Origin of the sequence: Streptomyces sp. CA-111067, from assembly GCF_050956065.1 — a bacterium.
GTDB lineage: Bacteria > Actinomycetota > Actinomycetes > Streptomycetales > Streptomycetaceae > Actinacidiphila.
Map to the genome: position 1 here is coordinate 3590105 of NZ_CP192103.1, position 15808 is coordinate 3605912.

Here is a 15808-nt window from a genome sequence, read left to right on the forward strand (position 1 = left end):
AGTCACTGTTGACCATCCACCATCCCGCGAGCACGGCGCAGTTGCCGGTACCGGCCCAGTCCTCGTACCAGAACCGCGTGGCGGACTACTGGAACGCCGAGCAGAACCCGGTCAACCTCCAACTCGGCATGATCGACGACCTCTACCACCACCACTACGGCGTCGGTGACGTCCAGTGGTCCGTACTCGACGAGTCCGACCCGGAGCGGCGGCGGGAGAAGATCACCGCGGAACTGCACCGCCTGGAGGTCGCGCAGGCCGAACTGCTGGCCGGGCGGCTCGGCCCGCTCGCCCCCACCGACCGGGTCTTCGACGCCGGCTGCGGGCGGGGCGGCGGCAGCATCACCGCGAACCTGCGCTACGACTGCCACGCCGACGGCGTCACGATCTCCGCGAAGCAGGCGCAGTTCGCCAACGAGCAGGCCAGGGCGCGCGGTGTGGACGGCAAGGTGCGCTACCACCACCGCAACATGCTCGACACCGGCCTGCCGACAGGGGCTTACGCGGCCTCCTGGAACAACGAGTCCACGATGTACGTGGAGTTGGACCTGCTGTTCGCCGAGCACTCCCGGCTGCTGCGGCACGGCGGCCGCTATGTGGTGATCACCGGCTGCTACAACGACACCTACGGGCGCGCCTCCCGCGAGGTGTCGCTCATCAACGCCCACTACATCTGCGACATCCACCCGCGCTCGGCGTACTTCAAGGCGATGGCCAAGAACCGGCTGGTGCCGGTGCACGTCGAGGACCTGACCGCGGCCACCGTCCCGTACTGGGAGCTGCGCAAGGAGGCCGACCACCTGGTCACCGGGATCGAGGACGCGTTCCTGACAGCGTACGAGAACGGCAGCTTCCAGTACCTGATGATCGTGGCCGACCGGATCTGATCCGCTCCCCCGCCCGCCAGGGCCACCAGCCGGCGCCGGCCGCGGGAAGCCACCCGCGGCCGGCGCCGCCCCTTTACCGCTACCGTTTCCGGGAATTTGCGGCAACTTGACCCTCGCGTGCGGCGCTATCCGCCGATAATTCACCTTCCGCGGGCCCCGCACCTCCCGCCCGTCCGGGAAGCAGCATCCCGCCACTGCGGAACTCACCAGCACCAAAAGAACCCATTCGACTCATCCGATTCAGGCCCGTCCAACGTGCTTACGGCACGGGCCGACCTGCCGCTACTCTCAGCTTCCGAGTGTTCGTTGAGCCACGTCAGCAGGGAGAGCAGACGCCATGTCGCACGATGTTCCACCGCCGCCAGGACCGCCGGTCCCGCCGAATCAGGGCGTTCCCGCCGGGAGTTCTTTCGACCCCGCATCGGTCAATCGCTTCGACTGGGCGATTCTCGGTATCGGTTTCATTGTGTTCATCTTCTCGTTCTTCGACTACTACTCCTGGGATCTCGGTCCGTTCGGGAGCGTGAGTTGGAGCGCCTGGCACTTCGGCCACGGGCTGTTCATAGCCTGGTTCGCGATGGTCGTCACCGTGCTCGCGGCGGGGGTCGTCGCGGTCAGCCTGTTCGTCCCCACGGTGACCCTGCCGCGGCCGGCCCGGCTGCTGAGCGTCCTCGGCTTCGGCATCGGCTTCGTGCTCTACGTCATCGCGATCTTCGCGCACTCCGACTTCGGCAGCGGCGGCGGCCACGCCTTCAGCTTCTGGATCAGCCTGATCCTCGCCGGCGCCGGCGCGGTGATCGCTCTGATGCGCGCCCAGCAGACCGACACCGTGCTGCCCGGCCAGCTGGGCAGTCTGCCCAAGGTCGGCCGGTAACCCGGCAGGCACCACCCCGCCCCACCTCCGGGCCGCCGCCTCCACCGTCACCGGTGCGGGCGGCGGCCCGGAGGCGCGTCCGGGCTCCGGCGTGCTTCCCGGGCCCCCGCGGGCTTCCCGCTCCCGCGCGCTTTCGGGCTCCGGGAGCTCTGGAAGCGGCACGGTCGCGCTGCTATAGTCGAGTTCGGTTACTCGAACTCGACTAATTCATCGCCCAGTTGGCGGTGGCCACCGACGGGAAGCCCGATGCCGCCACGCGCGCTGCGTACGCCCCTGACGCTCGCGGTGCTGAGCCTGCTGCGCGAACAGCCCCGCCACCCCTACGAGATCCAGGCGCTGGTCCGCGAGCGGCATGTGGACGAGGTCGTGAAGATGCGCGGCGGCTCGCTCTACGACGCGATCGGCCGGCTGGCCGACGCCGGACTGATCAGCGCGGTCACCTCGGAACGGGAAGGCGCCCGCCCCGAACGCACGGTCTACGCGATCACCGCCGAAGGCGAGGCCGTGGCCGACGCGTTGGTGCGGGACTATCTGCGCACGCCCGCGCCGGACTACCCGGTGTTCGTCACCGGTCTCGCCCACATCCTCAACCTCGACGCGGCGACCGCGGTGGAGCTGCTGCGGGAACGCCGGGACACCATCCAGGCGGACCACGATCGGATCGCCTCCCAACTGGCCGAAGACACCGCCAACTTGCCCCGTGTGGTGACCCTGGAAGCCGAATACGCACAGGCGCTGCGCGTCGCGGAACTGGCCTGGCTGGACCGGGTCGTCCACGACATCGACGCGGGCGCGATGCCCTGGCTCGACTAGCAGCCGCGCTGCCGGCCGGCACCCGGTGGACGTCGTCCTGACGGCCGCGCGCGTTGCCCGGCCGCCGGCGGCGCGGACGAAGCGGAGGAAGCACATGGGAACGGTCGTGTTGGCGGTCGACGTAGTGCGCGACAGCGCCGGAGTCCTCGGCGTGTCATGGGAGTTGGCGGGCGGCGGACCCGTCGAGCTGGCGATCGGGCCGACGCCCGAGGCGATCGACCACGCCCATCCGGTGGCCCGCGTCGAAGGCGCGGCGCGGATGTCGCTGCCCGAACTGGGGCCCGGCAGGCACTACGTGTCCGTCGCGCCGCTCGACGGGGGCACCGCCGTACTCGCCGCCGAACGGCTGCTGCCGCTCGAAGGCGCGAGCAACTTCCGTGACCTGGGCGGCTATCGCACGGCCGGCGGCGGCCGCACGCGGTGGGGCGCGGTCTTCCGCGCGGACGCGCCCGACCGGCTCACCGCCGCCGACCTCGCCGCGATCGAGCAGCTCGGCCTGCGGGTCGTCTACGACCTGCGTACCGACGACGAACGTACCCAGGCCCCGTCCGCGCTGCCCGCCGCCGTCCGGCAGGAACTCTTCGACATCGGCGGTGACGCGGCGCACGCCACCCCGCTCAACAAGATGTTCCGGTCCGGCCGGCTCGACGACCTGCCCGACGACTTCCTGCACCACGTCTACCTGGACATCGGCGAGCAGGACGCCGCCGCCCTCGGCCGGGTGCTCACCGGGCTCGCCGCACCCGGCGGCCTGCCCGCGCTGATCCACTGCACCGCCGGCAAGGACCGCACGGGGCTGGCCGCCGCGCTGCTGCTGTCGGTGCTCGGCGTGGACGACGAGGCCGTGCTCGACGACTACACGCTCAGCAGCGGCTACTTCAGCGAGCGCCGGATGGCCAAGCTGCTGCCCAGGCTCGCCAAGCTCGGCCTCGACCCGGACCGCTACCGCGAGGTGTTCGGCGCGCCCCGGCACGCGATGGCGGCCACGCTGGACGCGCTGCGCTCGACGTACGGGTCCGTGCCGGACTACCTGTTCGAGCGCGGCGGTGTGACGCCCGAGACGATCGCCGTGCTGCGGGAACGGCTGGTGACAGCGGACGCGGATTCCTGAACAACCCTGCGTCGTAGCGGACATGGGTGAGGGGCGCGGCGAACCCGCCGCGCCCCTCCTGTTGGTGCCGGGCCGGGGCCGTCAGACCCGGGCCGCCCAGTCGATCCGGTAGTCGAGCACCCAGTCCAACGAGGCTCCGGGCGAGGTGTCGTTGAGCTTGGCGGCCGACGCGCGGGCGCCCAGTGCGACGATGCCCTCGACCCGTTCCCTGCGCAGCTCCTCGTAGCGGGCCGCGGCCTGCGGCCTCGGCAGGTCGCGCAGGCACTTGGCCAGCACCACCGCGTCCTCCAGTGCCATCGACGAACCCTGCCCCGACGTCGGGGTGGTGGCGTGGGCCGCGTCGCCGAGGATCACCATCCGGTCCCGCGACCAGGTCGGGACGGTGGGCAGGTCGTGGGTCGGCAGCGCGTAGAGGTCGGTGTACGTCGAGCGGATCATGTCGGTGACGAACGGGGGCGCGTCGGCGAAGGCGGCGAGCAACCGCCGGATGAGCGAGGCGCGGTCCATCTCCGCCAGCTCCGCGCGGCTCGGCTCCTGACCCCAGGGCAGGTTGGCGAACCACCACACCTCGCCGCTGCCGGAACCGGCGTAGCCGAAGAAGCCCTTGCCGGTACGGATGAACTGGAGTTGCGCCGGCTCGCCGGGCGCCTCCACGCCGGACGCGAAGCCGCCGAGGTTCAGCAGCGGCACGTAACGCGTGGTCGGCGCGGCCGGGTCGATGATCGACCGGGTCCTGGAGTGGATGCCGTCGCAGCCGACGAGCAGATCGCCGGTGAGCGTCGAGCTGTCGGAGAACAGCGCGGTGACCCCGTCGGCGTCGGTGTCGGCGGCGACCAGCCGCCGGTCGTGCAGGATCCGGGCGCCGCGCGCCACCGCGGCCTCGCGCAGCAGCCGGTAGAGGCCGACGCGGCGCATCGGCGCGAAGCCGGACGGGCCGACCGCGCCCGCCAGCGACTCGCGCAGCACCGTCTCCTTCAGGCCCAGGGTCTCCAGTGCGGCAAGGCCGTTGGGGGCGACCATCACCCACAGCCCGACGTCCTTGTCCTCGGCCGGGCGGGCCTCGCAGATGGTGACGTCGACGCCGATGGAACGCAGCGCGACGGCGGTGGCCGGTCCTGCCACCCCGCCGCCGATGACCAGGGCGTGCATCGCTAACTCCTCTCGTTTCCGGGGGCGGTTGTCCCGTTCACAGCTGGTCCGGTCCCGGCCGCTGCGGTCCCGGCCGCTGCGGTTCCAGCCGCCCGGGTCGCGTCCTCGGCCGTCGCGCGGGCGTGCACGATCCGGCCGCCGAACAGGTCTGGCAGCGACGGGTCGAGCCCGTACCGCTCCAGGCAGTACCGCCAGCCGACGTCAGAGATGCTGCCGAAGCCGGCCGCGGCCAGCTCCGCGGCGATCTCGGTCGGAGTGAAGAACGACCGCCACGGCTCGCCCGTCCGGGCCATCGCCTCGGCCATCGCGGCCAGTACCGGCCTGCGTTGCGGGGGCAGCGCCTCGGCCGGCTGGTTGTAGTCGAAGACCAGCTCGGTGGGCGCCGGCAGCCGGGCCACGAAGCGCGCGGTGTCGAGCAGCGCGTCCCTGGTCAGATAGGGCGCCACCCCCAGCAGCAGGAAGAACGCCGGTGCGTGCGGGTCGAATCCGGCGGCGGCGAGGCCCGCCTCCGCGGTCTGCTCGGCGAAGTCCACCGGGCAGAAGACGACCGTGTCGGGTATCGCGATGCCGGCCTCGGCCAGCCGGCCGCGCTTCCACGCCTGGGTGGCCGGCAGGTCCACCTCGAAGACCTTCAGCGCCGGATTCCTGTTCCGGTAGGCGAACGTGTCGAGGCCCGCCCCGAGGATGACCACCTGCCGGGTCCCGGTGGCGGCGCTCAGCGCGTCCTCGGCGACCCGGTGGCGCAGCGCCATGAACAGCCTCACCTCGGCGGGCATTTGGCGTGTGCCGGGCGGCAGCGCGGCCGCTGCGTTTCCGGAACCGTCGGCGGGGTCGGCGAGCCCGCCGATGATGCGGGCCGCCAGCGGGTCGGCGAACACCGGTGGCGCGTCCGCCTCCTGGTGGACGGCGCGGGCCCGCGCCGAGCTCAACGCGGTGCGGCTTGGCCGGCCGGTCTGCATCACCGTTCGCCTCCTGTGGTGGTCAGCCGCAGCCGGCGGGCGTAGCTGATCAGCTCCGCCCGCCGGCTGACGCCGAGCTTGACTTTGATGGACGCGCGCTGCGCTTCGATGGTGCGGACCGACAGGCCCAGTTCGTCGGCTATCTGATGGTGAGTCAGTCCGTCGGCGATCAGCCCGAGCACTTCGCGTTCACGCCGGCTCAGCGCTCCGTCGGGGTCGTCCGGCCGGTCGAGCAGTGCGGCGCCGAGCGCCGGATCGAGGTACCGGCCGCCGGCCGCCAACGCGTCGACGGCGGCGACGAGTTCCTCGGCGGCGGCGTCCTTGGGCAGGAAGCCGTGCGCGCCGGCGGCCAGCGACTGCCGTGCGGAGTCGAGGTCGTTGTGCATGGTGAGCATGAGCACCCGGGTGCCCGGCGACACCGCCCGTACGGTGGGCAGAATGCCGAGGCTGATGGTGCCGAGGAAGCTGAGGTCGAGAAGCAGCACGGTGGGACGGTGCCGGTCCACCTGCTCGACGGTGCCGGCCAGGTCGGCCGCCTCGCCCACGACGTCGTAGCGCTCCTCGGCGAGCAGCGTGCGGATGCCGCAGCGTACGACGGGGTGGTCGTCACAGATCAGGATGGTCGGTCGGGCTGTCACCGTACGGTCGGGCGACGTCATCGCCTGGCCTCCCCGTCCGGCCTGCTCGACGTCTTCGACACGCTCGAACGGCCCGACGCGTTCAGCCCGTTGGGCCCGCTCGGCCCCCGCGACCCGTACGGCCCCTTCGGTCGCGGACTCCTGGGCAGCGAGAGCGTGACGTACGTGCCGGTGCGCCGGGACCGCACCGCCAGATAGCCGCCCGCCTCCCGGGCCTGCGCGTACATCCCGGTGAGCCCGAAGTGCGGCCCGGTGGCGGCCGGTTCGAAGCCGCGGCCGTCGTCGGACACCACGCAGACCAGCCGGTCCCGGCCGCCCGCCACGGTCACCCAGGCGTGCTCGGCGCCGCTGTGCTTGGCGGTGTTGTGCAGTGCCTCGCGCAGGATCCGGTACGCGATCAGGTCGTTGGCCGACCACCGGCCGCGCGGGGCGCCGCGGCTCTCGACGCGGATGTCGATGCCGGTGGCCGACTGAAGATCCTCGGCGGTGGCGGTCAGCGCGGACGGCAGGTCGGGCTGCGGTGGGGCGGGCAATGCCGAACCGTCGATCAGGTCACGGAGGTTGGCGATCTCCCGGTCGATCAACTCCTTGAGTTCCGTGCCCAGTTCGCGCGGCAGCGGGCCGGGCCCGGCGAGCGCCCGGCCGAGCTGGATCCTGGCCATGGCGAGGGTCTGGAGCACCCCGTCGTGCAGGCTCTGCGCCAGCGGGGGCAGCCCGCCGCCGAACGGGCCCGGGGCCGGCGGCGCAAGCTCGCCGCTCATCGCGCCCCCGGAAGCCGCGCGGAGAACAGGCAGACCGTACCGGTCCTGACCGTCTCGACATCGGTGAACCGGGCGCTCAACTCCTCGTTCAGATCCTCCAGTCGGTCGTCGAGGTTGCTGAACACCTCGCTGCGGTTGAGCTTGGCCAGCAGCTTCCCCGAACGCCTCGTGTGGTGCGGGCCGTTGCCGAGGACGGTGCTGCCGAACACCCGGCCGCCGGGCCGCAGCAGCGGCGTCACGTGGTCGAAGACCACCGACTTCTGCCGCATCGAGCCGGGCAGGCAGTGCAGCAGGAAGTTCATGCCGACCGAGTCGTACCGCTCGGCGCCGAGGGCGAACGGCTGGAACGCGTCACCGACCCGGATCTGCGGGTGGTACCGGCTGATCCGGCGCGCGGTGGTGGCGAGCACCACCTCGTTGAGGTCGACCAGCGTGATCGACGGGGATTCCACCGGAAATCTGCATTTGTCCAGAAACCAGCCGGTGCCGGGTCCGATATCCAGATGCGCCGCACCGATCTGCCGGTTGTAGTGTGCCAGCATTCGACCGCGCGGACAGCGCCACATAAACCGGCTCATCATGCCGAGTACGAACATGTCGTAGGCCGCGAGCATGGGTCGCCGATAGGACTCGGCGCCGGCCTGAATGCGGGCCTGTGTCGGTTCCTGAAGTGCCGCTTCCACGAAGGGTTCTGACGGCGGTTCAGGTACCGGTTCAGATGCCGGTTGCGCCACCGGTTTGGATGCCTGGTTGGATTCCATGTCCTCGCCCGGTCAGTCTCGGGTCGCGGTGATGAACTGGCCGCCGGGCAGCCGGCCGTCGGGCCGCCCGTAGCGCGCGCCGAGGTCGCCGCGCTCGGTGATCTCCAGCGTCCAGCCCTGCGCCGCCACCCAGTCCCGGCCGCCCGGGCCGAGGCCGCCGCGGACCATGGCGCTGATCCGGTCCGCGCCGGGCGTGGTGAGCGCCGCGGCGGCGGCCCGCGGGTCGGGTCCCGCCTTGTCGGCGTGTTCGAACACCAGCCGGCTGCCGGGTGCGGACAGCCGGCCGACGTCGGTGATCACCTGCCGGGCCTGGTCGCCGGTGAGGTAGGGCAGCACGCCCTCGGCGACCCACGCGGTCGGCCTGCCGGGATCGAACGAGTGGCCGGCCCCCTGGCCGGCGCCCTGGCCCGTCCCGTGGCCCGTCCCGTGGTCAGCCCCGTGGCCGGTGAGCCGGGCGGCGAAATCCTCCCTCAGGTCGGCGTGGACGGCGTTGCGGGAGCGGGCGGTCGGCCTGGCGCCCGCGTCGGCGAGCACCTTGTCCTTGAAGCCGAACACCGACGGGGTGTCCACCTCGAACACGTCCGCCTCCGGCAGCGGCAGCCGGAACGCCCGCGTGTCGAGGCCGGCCCCGAGCAGCACCACCTGGGTGCAGCCGGCCGCCGCCGCGTCCCGCAGGTAGTCGTCGATGAAGCGGGTGCGCACCACCCCGCGGGAGTAGAACAGATCCACCCAGGCCTCCAGCGACGGCCACTCGTCCGGCTCGGTGACGGCCTTGGCCGCGTCGACGAACAGCTGGGCGTACGGGTCGTCGAACATCCGGTCCGCGCGGCCGGACTCCATCGCCCTTGCCATCGCCACCGCGACCGCGGTGATCCCGGCGCCGGCCGGTGCCTTTGTCGGTGCTGCTGACGCGTCCATTCTCGTCTCCGCCCGATCGGGGAAATCAATTGAGCTCAGTGAAGCATCGGTGCGGAAATGCCGTCAATAATTCCTTGGGTAGGCAATAAGTCATTCGCGAGGATGGGTCGGCCTCATTCTCGGGTATGAGCCGATTTAGTTCCCTGGGCGGAAGAAATTCAGGAGCATTATTGCGTAGCCTGAGGCCCCTGGTCCGTTGCCGAAATGCGAAGGGGATTCGCTGTGTCATTCACAATTGACGAGCTGATGGAGATCCTGGTCGTCAAAGCAGGACTGCCCCGTTCCGCGGTCACCGCCGACCCGACTGCCACGCTCACCGACGTCGATCTGGACTCGCTCGCGCAGCTCCAGGTCAGGGCGGAGATCGCGGACCGCTACGGGGTCGAGCTGGACGACGAGCACGCCGGCGCCACCTTCGGCGAGCTGGTGGCGCTGGTCAACCACGGCACGCTGGTCAGCCAAGGCACCCTGGTCGACGAAGGACTGAGCGAGCACGCGCGATGAGCGGCCTGCGGCGCATCGTGGTCACCGGGATCGGCGTGGTCGCGCCCGGTGGCGGCACGCGGAAGGCGTTCTGGCAGCAGATCACCGACGGGCGCACCGCGACCCGCCGGATATCGCTGTTCAACCCGGCGCAGTTCCGCTCCCAGCTGGCCGCCGAGGTCGATTTCGACCCGCTCGCGGCGGGCCTGACCCGGCAGGAGGTGTTCCGCAACGACCGCTCGGTCCAGTTCGCGCTGGTCGCCGCCGACGAGGCGATGGCCGACTCGGGCCTGGCCCTGGACGGCGGGTTCGACCACGAGCGGATGGCGGTGTGCCTGGGCAGCGCGGTCGGCGCGAGCACCCGCCTGGAGGACGAGTACGTGGTGGCCAGCGACAACGGCCGCAACTGGCTGGTGGACCCGGAGTTCGCGTCCAGCTTCCTCTACCAGGCGTGGGTTCCCAGCAGCATGGCCGCCGAGGTCGCGCACCGCTACGGCGCGCACGGCCCGGCCTCGGTGGTCTCCACCGGCTGCACCTCGGGCATCGACGCGATCGGGCAGGCGTACCAGCTGATCCAGGACGACGTGGCCGACATCATGGTGGCCGGCGCGAGCGACGCCCCGATCACCCCGATCTCGATCGCCTGCTTCGACGCGATCGGCGCCACCAGCACCCGCAACGACGACCCCGAGCACGCCTCCCGGCCGTTCGACGCGACCCGCGACGGGTTCGTGATGGGCGAGGGTTCCGCGGTACTCATCCTGGAGGAGTACGAGCACGCCAGGCGGCGGGACGCGCACATCTACGCGGAGATCCGCGGCTACGCCAACCGCTGCAACGCCTTCCACATGACCGGACTGCGCCCGGACGGCGTGGAGATGGCCGCCGCGATCGGCAGCGCCCTCGACCAGGCGCGGCTGGACCCGACCGCGCTCGACTACGTGAACGCGCACGGCTCGGGCACCAAGCAGAACGACCGGCATGAGACCGCCGCCTTCAAGCTCAGCCTCGGGGAGTACGCCTACCGGGTGCCGGTCAGCTCCATCAAGTCCATGGTGGGGCACTCCCTCGGCGCGATCGGCTCCATCGAAGTAGCCGCGACCGCACTGGCCATCGAGCACAACGTCGTGCCGCCCACCGCCAACTACTCCGCGCCCGACCCGCTCTGCGACCTGGACTACGTCCCCAACACCGCCCGCGACCACCGGGTGGACGCGGCCCTGTCGGTCGGCAGCGGCTTCGGCGGTTTCCAGTCCGCGATCGTCCTGGCCGGGGTGCGCTGATGGCCGCCGTGATCACCGGGCTCGGCGTGGTGGCGCCTACCGGCATCGGCGCGGCCGAGCACTGGCGCGCGACCCTGGCCGGCGAGCTCGCGGTGCGGCCGATCGAGACGTTCGACGCCGGCCGGTACGCCACCACCCTGGCCGGCCAGGTACCCGGGTTCGACGTCACCGAGCACGTACCGGACCGGCTGGCCGTGCAGACCGACCGGTGGACGTGGCTGGCGATCGCCGCCACCGGCATGGCACTTGACGACGCCGGCTACGACCCGGCGGCGTACGACCCGTACGCCACCTCCGTCATCCTGGGCAGCGGCTCGGGCGGCAACGAGTTCGGCCAGCGGGAGATCCAGGCCCTGTGGAGCAGGGGCCGCAAGGCGGTCACCGCGTACCAGTCGATCGCCTGGTTCTACGCCGCAAGCACCGGCCAAGTGGCCATCCACCAGGGCGCGAAGGGCCCGTGCGGAGTGCTGGTCTCCGACGCCGCGTCCGGCATCGACAGCATGGGCTGGGCGGACCGGGCGATCCGCCGCGGCACCGGCGCCGTCCTGGCCGGCGGCACCGAGGCGCCGATCGCGCCCTATGCGCTGACCGCGCAGATGGCCGGCGGCCACCTCTCCACCGCCACCGACCCGAAGGCCGGCTACAAGCCGTTCGACCGGGCGGCCAACGGCCATCTGCCGGGCGAGGGCGGCGCGGTGCTCGTCATCGAGGACGACACCTCGCTGCGGGCCAGGTCAGGCCCGGCCGGCTACGGCGTGCTCGCCGGCTACGCCGCCACCCAGGACGCGCACCACTACCGTGAATCCGCGTCCGACGGGCGGCAGTACGCCCGCGCCATCCAACTGGCCCTGCACAAGGCGGAAGTTCGCCCCGACCAGGTGGACCTGGTGCTCGCCGACGGGGCCGGCCGCCCGGAGGCCGACGCGGCCGAAGCAATGGCGCTTCGCTCGGTGTTCGGCCCGCACGGGGTGCCGGTCACCGCCCCGCAGGGGCTCGTCGGCCGGCTGCTGTCCGGCGGCAGCGCGCTCAACGTGGCCACGGCGCTGCTGGCGATGCGGGCCGGCGTCATCCCGCCGGTCGGCAATCTGGACGACCCCGATCCGGAGTACGGCCTGGATCTGGTGTGCCGGCCGCGCGAACGCCGGCTGGACACCGTCCTGGTCACCGCCCGCGGCCAGGGCGGATTCAACAGCGCGCTGGTGCTGCGCGCCCGTACCCCGCAGCGCCCCTGACGTCACCTCGCAGCGCGCGTCACGTCCCCTGGAACGACGGCCGCGCGGGCTTCTTCGTACCGTCCGAGAAGTACGCCCGCGCGGCCTTGCTCCGTCCTGGAATCCCCGACCATTCCCACAAGAGACCCACTCAGCCGGAGCACAGGAAGCACGCCCCTGTTCCGGTACTGGTTACGCGAGTACGCCGCAGGGGGAGCCACCTGCGGTGGCGGTGTTGGCTGCCCCACAAATCCACAGATGATTTATCACTCTGCGGGGGTCTCGATGGAAATTGTACGTGGTTTAGACGATTTGTTGCCGGTCGCAGTCTGTGGTGGTCCTGGCGTGTACCGAGCAGGGATGATGACAGTTCTGCGCGGTATACCAGGGATCCATGTGGTGCTCGAATTCGACACCGCGAGTTACAGCCCCAAGCTGCTGAGTGACCATCAGGCACGCGTACTGCTGATGGATCTGGACAGCTTCGACATCGAGGACCTGCTGGCGAGGCAGCTGGTCAGCAGGACCGCCGAGCAGGCGGTGAAGGTGCTCGCACTGTCCGCGAGCCTCGACCCCGGCACCGCGATCAAGGTACTGCTCGGCGGCGCGCAGGGCTTCCTGCACAAGGACACCGCCGTCCAGGGCCTGGTCGAGGCGATCCGCGCGGTCGACCGCGGCGGCGTCGCCCTCGACCCGCAGGTGGCGAGCGAACTGGTCACGGCGCTGCGCTACAGCGGCCCGTCCGAGGTCCCGGCCGGCCCGGGCGACGCGGTGAAGCTCACCCCGCGGCAGCGGCAGATCCTCGGCCTGATCGGCCACGGACTGACCAATGTGGAGATCGCCGACCAGCTACAGCTGGGCAGGCCCACGGTGAAGACCCACATCTCCTCGCTGCTGCGCGCGCTCGACCTGCGCGACCGCACCCAACTGGCGGTGTACGCCTGCATGCACGGATTCCGGACCCACGCGGCACTTCCCTGATGAGAACGACCCGGCCGGCTGCGGAACACCCGTAGCCGGCCGGGGATTCCCCGCACCGGGCCGGGGATTTCCCGCAAGCGGCCGGGGATTTCCCGCCGATATTTCGCGGCAGATCTCCGATGCGGACCGAGAGGACCGTCGGACATGATTCTCACATGAGCAAACAAAAGGTGAGTCGAATCAGGGCCGAGGATATCGAGCCCTATCGGGCCCGCGGCGGCCAGTTGCGGATGGTGCTGCACCCCGGTTCCGTCGGCAGCCGCTCCGGATACATGGGAACGGCGGTTCTGCAGCCCGGCGAATACGTGGTCGAGCATTTCCACCCGTACGGCGAGGAGTTCCTTTTCGTCGTCAGCGGCGACCTCATGCTGGAGGCGGAGGGCGAGGACTGGCCGGTGTCGGCCGGCGAGGGCATCTACGTACCGATCGGCAAGCGGCACCGGCTCCGCAACGTGGGTTCGACGGAGTCGCTGGCCGTCTACCACGTCGGCCCGCTCGCCCCGGACCCGGCGCTGGCGCACGTCGACACCGAGGTGCTCGGCGAGGAGGGCAACGGCGGGACGGCGGACGGGCAGAGCGACCAGGCGGCCGGCACGGCCCGGGTGCTGTTCATGATGAAGGTGGCCGAGGACAGGCGCGAGGACTTCCTCGCCGCGTACGAGAAGGTGCGGCTGGACGTCGCCGCGACACACGGCCACATCCGCGACCAGATCTGCCGGGCGCCCGACAAGCCGGAGCAGTGGCTGATCGCCAGCGAGTGGACCTCGATCGAGGACTTCTTCACCTGGGAGCGCTCCGAGGAGCACAAGGAACTGGTCCGGCCGATGCGCGAGTGCTACTCCGAGCCGGAGTTCCGGAGTTTCACGGTGGTCGCCGAGACGATGGCGACGTGGTCATGAGCACGATTTCCACCGAGGAACGCCTGATGACGTACATCAACGTCTTCCACTGCAAGCCGGAGAACCAGCAGGCGCTGTCCGCCGCGATCCACAAGGAGACCGACGAGATCGTCCGGCACATGCCCGGCTTCATCTCGGCCAACGTGCACTGCAGCGTGGACGGCAGCCGGGTCACCAACTACGCGCAGTGGAGCGAACTCGCCGCGTTCCAGGAGCACATCAGGAGCGAGGCGGGCCGCGCGCTGATCCTCGAAATGCACAAATACGCCGACAACGTGGACGTCCACGTCTACCAGGTCGACTGGATCATGTCCGGCGAAGGGAAATGACCATGGGTACCGCACGAGAGCTCTGGGATTCGGTGTACGCGGCGGTCGAGGCCGACAACGGCGGCGCGCTGAACGCGCTGTGCAGCGCGGACGTCGAGATCCGCACCGCCAGCCAGGACACCAGGGGCGCCGAGCGGCTCGCCGGGATGTTCGCGCAACAGCGCGGGCTCTACGACGAGTTGGAGCACAAGGTGGACGGGATCATCGAGTCCGCCGACGGCTCCGCGCTGTCGGTCGAGCTGACCCTGTCCGGCATCCCCAAGGGCACCGAGCAGCGGCTGACCTGGAACGTGGTGGAGACGGTCAGGGCCGACGCCGGCCGCATCGTGTCCTGGCACGCGATGCTCGACCGCACCGGCCTGATCCAGCAGATCCAGGCACTCAAGCGATGACCGCCGCGCCGGTGCCCGGGCCGATGTCAGCGCCGGCCGCAACCGCCGTACGGCAGGCGCCCGTTCGGGCCGAGGTCGAGGTAGCCGACGGCGTGGTCGCGGTGCTCAACGGGGACGGCGGCGCGGGCCTGTCCAACAGCGTGCTGCTGCTCGGCGAGCCGGCCACCGTCATCGACACGATGCTGCTGCCGTCGATGGCCGACGACATCGTCGCCGCGCTGAGCCGCCGGGGCAGGCGCGCCGAGCTGGTCGTCAACACCCACATCCACACCGACCACATCGGCGGGAACGTCCTGTTCGACGGCGTGCCGATCGTCGCCCACCCGCGCACGGCGGCCGGGATGCGCAAGATGATCGGCGAGCCGGGGCTGCCCACGCTGCTCGCCAAGGTGATGCCCAGGTTCGCGGCGGTGCTCGCCGACTGGGACAGCGTGGCCGCCGACCCGGTGCCGCCGGCCGGCATCGAACGCCAACTGCCCTTCGGTGCGCGGGTCCTGGAGTTCACCGACGCCCACTCGGCGGCCGACCTCGTGGTGTGGCTGCCGGCCGAACAGGTGCTGGTCACCGGCGACCTGTGCTTCTCCGGGGTGACCCCGCTCGCGGTGCACGGCCGGGTCGGCCGCTGGCGGGCCGCCCTCGACCAACTCATCGCGCTGCGCCCGAAGGTGGTACTGCCCGGGCACGGCAAGCCGGCCGGGATCGGCGAACTCCGCGACCTGGCCGACTACTTCGACCGCGTGCTGGCCGCCGCCCGGCTGGCACACACCGGGCAGCTGTCCGCCGAGACGGTATGGGCGCGGTTCGATCCCGGCCCGGCGGCGGGCTGGCTCGAACCCGAACGGACCCTCGTCAACATCCAGGTGGCTCTGTCCGAGCTCACCGGAACACCATTCCAAGGAGAACATCGTGTCCAACAAGGCCATGGCCCGACGCATTCTTGACGAAGGCTTCTCGCAGGGCAACGCCGACGTCCTCGACGAGGTGATGACCGAGGACTTCGTCAACCACAACGCGCCCCCCGGAATGGACACCAGCCGCGAGGGCGTCAAGTCGGTGATCCGGATCGAGCGGGAGGGCTTCCCCGACCTGAAGGCCGACATCATCCGCGAGTTCGAGGACGGCGACTTCGTCATCCAGCACGTGACGCTCACCGGCACGCACAAGGGCGTGGTGTTCGGCGCGGAGCCGACCGGCCGGACCATCAGCTGGAACGAGATCCACATCGCACGGGTCCGCGACGGCCGGGTCAGCGAGCACTGGGCGTGCAACGACCTGCACGTCCTGATGATGCAGCTCGGCAAGATGACGCCGCCCGACACGTCCGCGTTCCGCCGGGCGGCCGCCGGTTCCTGACCGGCC

The 15808-nt window shown here is 71.0% G+C and carries 19 protein-coding genes; 13 read left to right on the plus strand and 6 right to left on the minus strand.

From position 1 onward, the window contains the following. Positions 1-8: 8 nt before the first annotated feature. The 4 genes from ACQPW6_RS15665 (at position 9) to ACQPW6_RS15680 (ending at position 3685) form a co-directional block, all read left to right on the plus strand. Positions 9-887, plus strand: a complete 879-nt coding sequence (locus ACQPW6_RS15665; RefSeq protein WP_433890250.1) for a geranyl diphosphate 2-C-methyltransferase — start codon at positions 9-11, stop codon at positions 885-887. Positions 888-1353: 466 nt separating this feature from the next. After that, a complete protein-coding gene (locus ACQPW6_RS15670) occupies positions 1354-1761 on the plus strand; it encodes a hypothetical protein (protein WP_433890251.1) in 408 nt (135 codons plus the stop codon). A 246-nt stretch (positions 1762-2007) separates the two neighbouring features. Continuing rightward, a complete protein-coding gene (locus tag ACQPW6_RS15675) occupies positions 2008-2574 on the plus strand; it encodes a PadR family transcriptional regulator (RefSeq protein ID WP_433890252.1) in 567 nt (188 codons plus the stop codon). A 94-nt stretch (positions 2575-2668) separates the two neighbouring features. After that, positions 2669-3685 (plus strand): tyrosine-protein phosphatase, encoded by a 1017-nt coding sequence (locus ACQPW6_RS15680; protein ID WP_433890253.1) that lies wholly within the window; start codon positions 2669-2671, stop codon positions 3683-3685. Between the two features lie 81 nt (positions 3686-3766). On the opposite strand, the gene ACQPW6_RS15685 is transcribed toward ACQPW6_RS15680, so the two are convergent. From ACQPW6_RS15685 to ACQPW6_RS15710, 6 genes are read right to left on the minus strand one after another with little or no spacing between them, the layout of a single operon-like run. Further along, positions 3767-4834, minus strand: coding sequence for an FAD-dependent monooxygenase (locus ACQPW6_RS15685; protein WP_433890254.1), 1068 nt, complete (start codon positions 4832-4834; stop codon positions 3767-3769). A 2-nt stretch (positions 4835-4836) separates the two neighbouring features. Continuing rightward, positions 4837-5793 (minus strand): class I SAM-dependent methyltransferase, encoded by a 957-nt coding sequence (locus ACQPW6_RS15690; RefSeq protein ID WP_433894541.1) that lies wholly within the window; start codon positions 5791-5793, stop codon positions 4837-4839. Further along, the gene (locus ACQPW6_RS15695) at positions 5793-6452 is read right to left on the minus strand and encodes a response regulator (RefSeq protein ID WP_433890255.1); all 660 of its coding nucleotides are present in this window, start codon (positions 6450-6452) and stop codon (positions 5793-5795) included. Before ACQPW6_RS15695 ends, ACQPW6_RS15690 begins: the two co-directional genes overlap by 1 nt. Next, entirely contained in the window at positions 6449-7192 is a 744-nt protein-coding gene (locus tag ACQPW6_RS15700; RefSeq protein WP_433890256.1) for a sensor histidine kinase, read from the minus strand. The genes ACQPW6_RS15695 and ACQPW6_RS15700 overlap by 4 nt, the downstream gene beginning before the upstream one ends. Then, entirely contained in the window at positions 7189-7953 is a 765-nt protein-coding gene (locus ACQPW6_RS15705) for a class I SAM-dependent methyltransferase (protein WP_433890257.1), read from the minus strand. Before ACQPW6_RS15705 ends, ACQPW6_RS15700 begins: the two co-directional genes overlap by 4 nt. A 12-nt stretch (positions 7954-7965) precedes the next feature. Beyond that, complete coding sequence (locus tag ACQPW6_RS15710; protein WP_433890258.1) at positions 7966-8871, minus strand: SAM-dependent methyltransferase; 906 nt, start codon at positions 8869-8871, stop codon at positions 7966-7968. Between the two features lie 222 nt (positions 8872-9093). On the opposite strand from ACQPW6_RS15710, the gene ACQPW6_RS15715 reads away from it, so the two are divergent. From ACQPW6_RS15715 to ACQPW6_RS15755, 9 genes are all read left to right on the plus strand, one after another. Beyond that, entirely contained in the window at positions 9094-9375 is a 282-nt protein-coding gene (locus tag ACQPW6_RS15715) for an acyl carrier protein (protein WP_433890259.1), read from the plus strand. Further along, on the plus strand, positions 9372-10637 hold the full coding sequence (locus ACQPW6_RS15720) for a beta-ketoacyl-[acyl-carrier-protein] synthase family protein (protein WP_433890260.1): 1266 nt from the start codon (positions 9372-9374) through the stop codon (positions 10635-10637). Before ACQPW6_RS15715 ends, ACQPW6_RS15720 begins: the two co-directional genes overlap by 4 nt. After that, positions 10637-11869 carry a beta-ketoacyl synthase N-terminal-like domain-containing protein gene (locus ACQPW6_RS15725; RefSeq protein ID WP_433890261.1) on the plus strand — a complete coding sequence of 411 codons (1233 nt, stop codon included), beginning with the start codon at positions 10637-10639 and terminating at the stop codon, positions 11867-11869. Before ACQPW6_RS15720 ends, ACQPW6_RS15725 begins: the two co-directional genes overlap by 1 nt. A gap of 378 nt (positions 11870-12247) precedes the next feature. Beyond that, positions 12248-12829 carry a LuxR C-terminal-related transcriptional regulator gene (locus tag ACQPW6_RS15730; RefSeq protein ID WP_433890262.1) on the plus strand — a complete coding sequence of 194 codons (582 nt, stop codon included), beginning with the start codon at positions 12248-12250 and terminating at the stop codon, positions 12827-12829. A gap of 155 nt (positions 12830-12984) precedes the next feature. Continuing rightward, positions 12985-13728: a cupin domain-containing protein gene (locus tag ACQPW6_RS15735; RefSeq protein WP_433890263.1), complete on the plus strand. Its 744-nt coding sequence runs from the start codon at positions 12985-12987 to the stop codon at positions 13726-13728. Then, positions 13725-14057 (plus strand): antibiotic biosynthesis monooxygenase family protein, encoded by a 333-nt coding sequence (locus tag ACQPW6_RS15740; RefSeq protein WP_433890264.1) that lies wholly within the window; start codon positions 13725-13727, stop codon positions 14055-14057. Before ACQPW6_RS15735 ends, ACQPW6_RS15740 begins: the two co-directional genes overlap by 4 nt. A 2-nt stretch (positions 14058-14059) precedes the next feature. After that, positions 14060-14449, plus strand: coding sequence for a nuclear transport factor 2 family protein (locus ACQPW6_RS15745; RefSeq protein WP_433890265.1), 390 nt, complete (start codon positions 14060-14062; stop codon positions 14447-14449). Then, complete coding sequence (locus tag ACQPW6_RS15750; protein ID WP_433890266.1) at positions 14446-15390, plus strand: MBL fold metallo-hydrolase; 945 nt, start codon at positions 14446-14448, stop codon at positions 15388-15390. Before ACQPW6_RS15745 ends, ACQPW6_RS15750 begins: the two co-directional genes overlap by 4 nt. Beyond that, a complete protein-coding gene (locus ACQPW6_RS15755; RefSeq protein ID WP_433890267.1) occupies positions 15356-15802 on the plus strand; it encodes an ester cyclase in 447 nt (148 codons plus the stop codon). The genes ACQPW6_RS15750 and ACQPW6_RS15755 overlap by 35 nt, the downstream gene beginning before the upstream one ends. The last annotated feature ends 6 nt before the right edge of the window (positions 15803-15808 follow it).

Coding starts and splice junctions, on each gene's coding strand:
- ACQPW6_RS15700 (WP_433890256.1), bottom strand. CDS start 7,192: ATGAGCGGCGAGCTTGCGCCGCCGGCCCCGGGCCCGTTCGGCGGCGGG.
- ACQPW6_RS15695 (WP_433890255.1), bottom strand. CDS start 6,452: ATGACGTCGCCCGACCGTACGGTGACAGCCCGACCGACCATCCTGATC.
- ACQPW6_RS15690 (WP_433894541.1), bottom strand. CDS start 5,793: ATGCAGACCGGCCGGCCAAGCCGCACCGCGTTGAGCTCGGCGCGGGCC.
- ACQPW6_RS15720 (WP_433890260.1), top strand. CDS start 9,372: ATGAGCGGCCTGCGGCGCATCGTGGTCACCGGGATCGGCGTGGTCGCG.
- ACQPW6_RS15685 (WP_433890254.1), bottom strand. CDS start 4,834: ATGCACGCCCTGGTCATCGGCGGCGGGGTGGCAGGACCGGCCACCGCC.
- ACQPW6_RS15750 (WP_433890266.1), top strand. CDS start 14,446: ATGACCGCCGCGCCGGTGCCCGGGCCGATGTCAGCGCCGGCCGCAACC.
- ACQPW6_RS15735 (WP_433890263.1), top strand. CDS start 12,985: ATGAGCAAACAAAAGGTGAGTCGAATCAGGGCCGAGGATATCGAGCCC.
- ACQPW6_RS15725 (WP_433890261.1), top strand. CDS start 10,637: ATGGCCGCCGTGATCACCGGGCTCGGCGTGGTGGCGCCTACCGGCATC.
- ACQPW6_RS15740 (WP_433890264.1), top strand. CDS start 13,725: ATGAGCACGATTTCCACCGAGGAACGCCTGATGACGTACATCAACGTC.
- ACQPW6_RS15680 (WP_433890253.1), top strand. CDS start 2,669: ATGGGAACGGTCGTGTTGGCGGTCGACGTAGTGCGCGACAGCGCCGGA.
- ACQPW6_RS15710 (WP_433890258.1), bottom strand. CDS start 8,871: ATGGACGCGTCAGCAGCACCGACAAAGGCACCGGCCGGCGCCGGGATC.
- ACQPW6_RS15745 (WP_433890265.1), top strand. CDS start 14,060: ATGGGTACCGCACGAGAGCTCTGGGATTCGGTGTACGCGGCGGTCGAG.
- ACQPW6_RS15705 (WP_433890257.1), bottom strand. CDS start 7,953: ATGGAATCCAACCAGGCATCCAAACCGGTGGCGCAACCGGCATCTGAA.
- ACQPW6_RS15675 (WP_433890252.1), top strand. CDS start 2,008: ATGCCGCCACGCGCGCTGCGTACGCCCCTGACGCTCGCGGTGCTGAGC.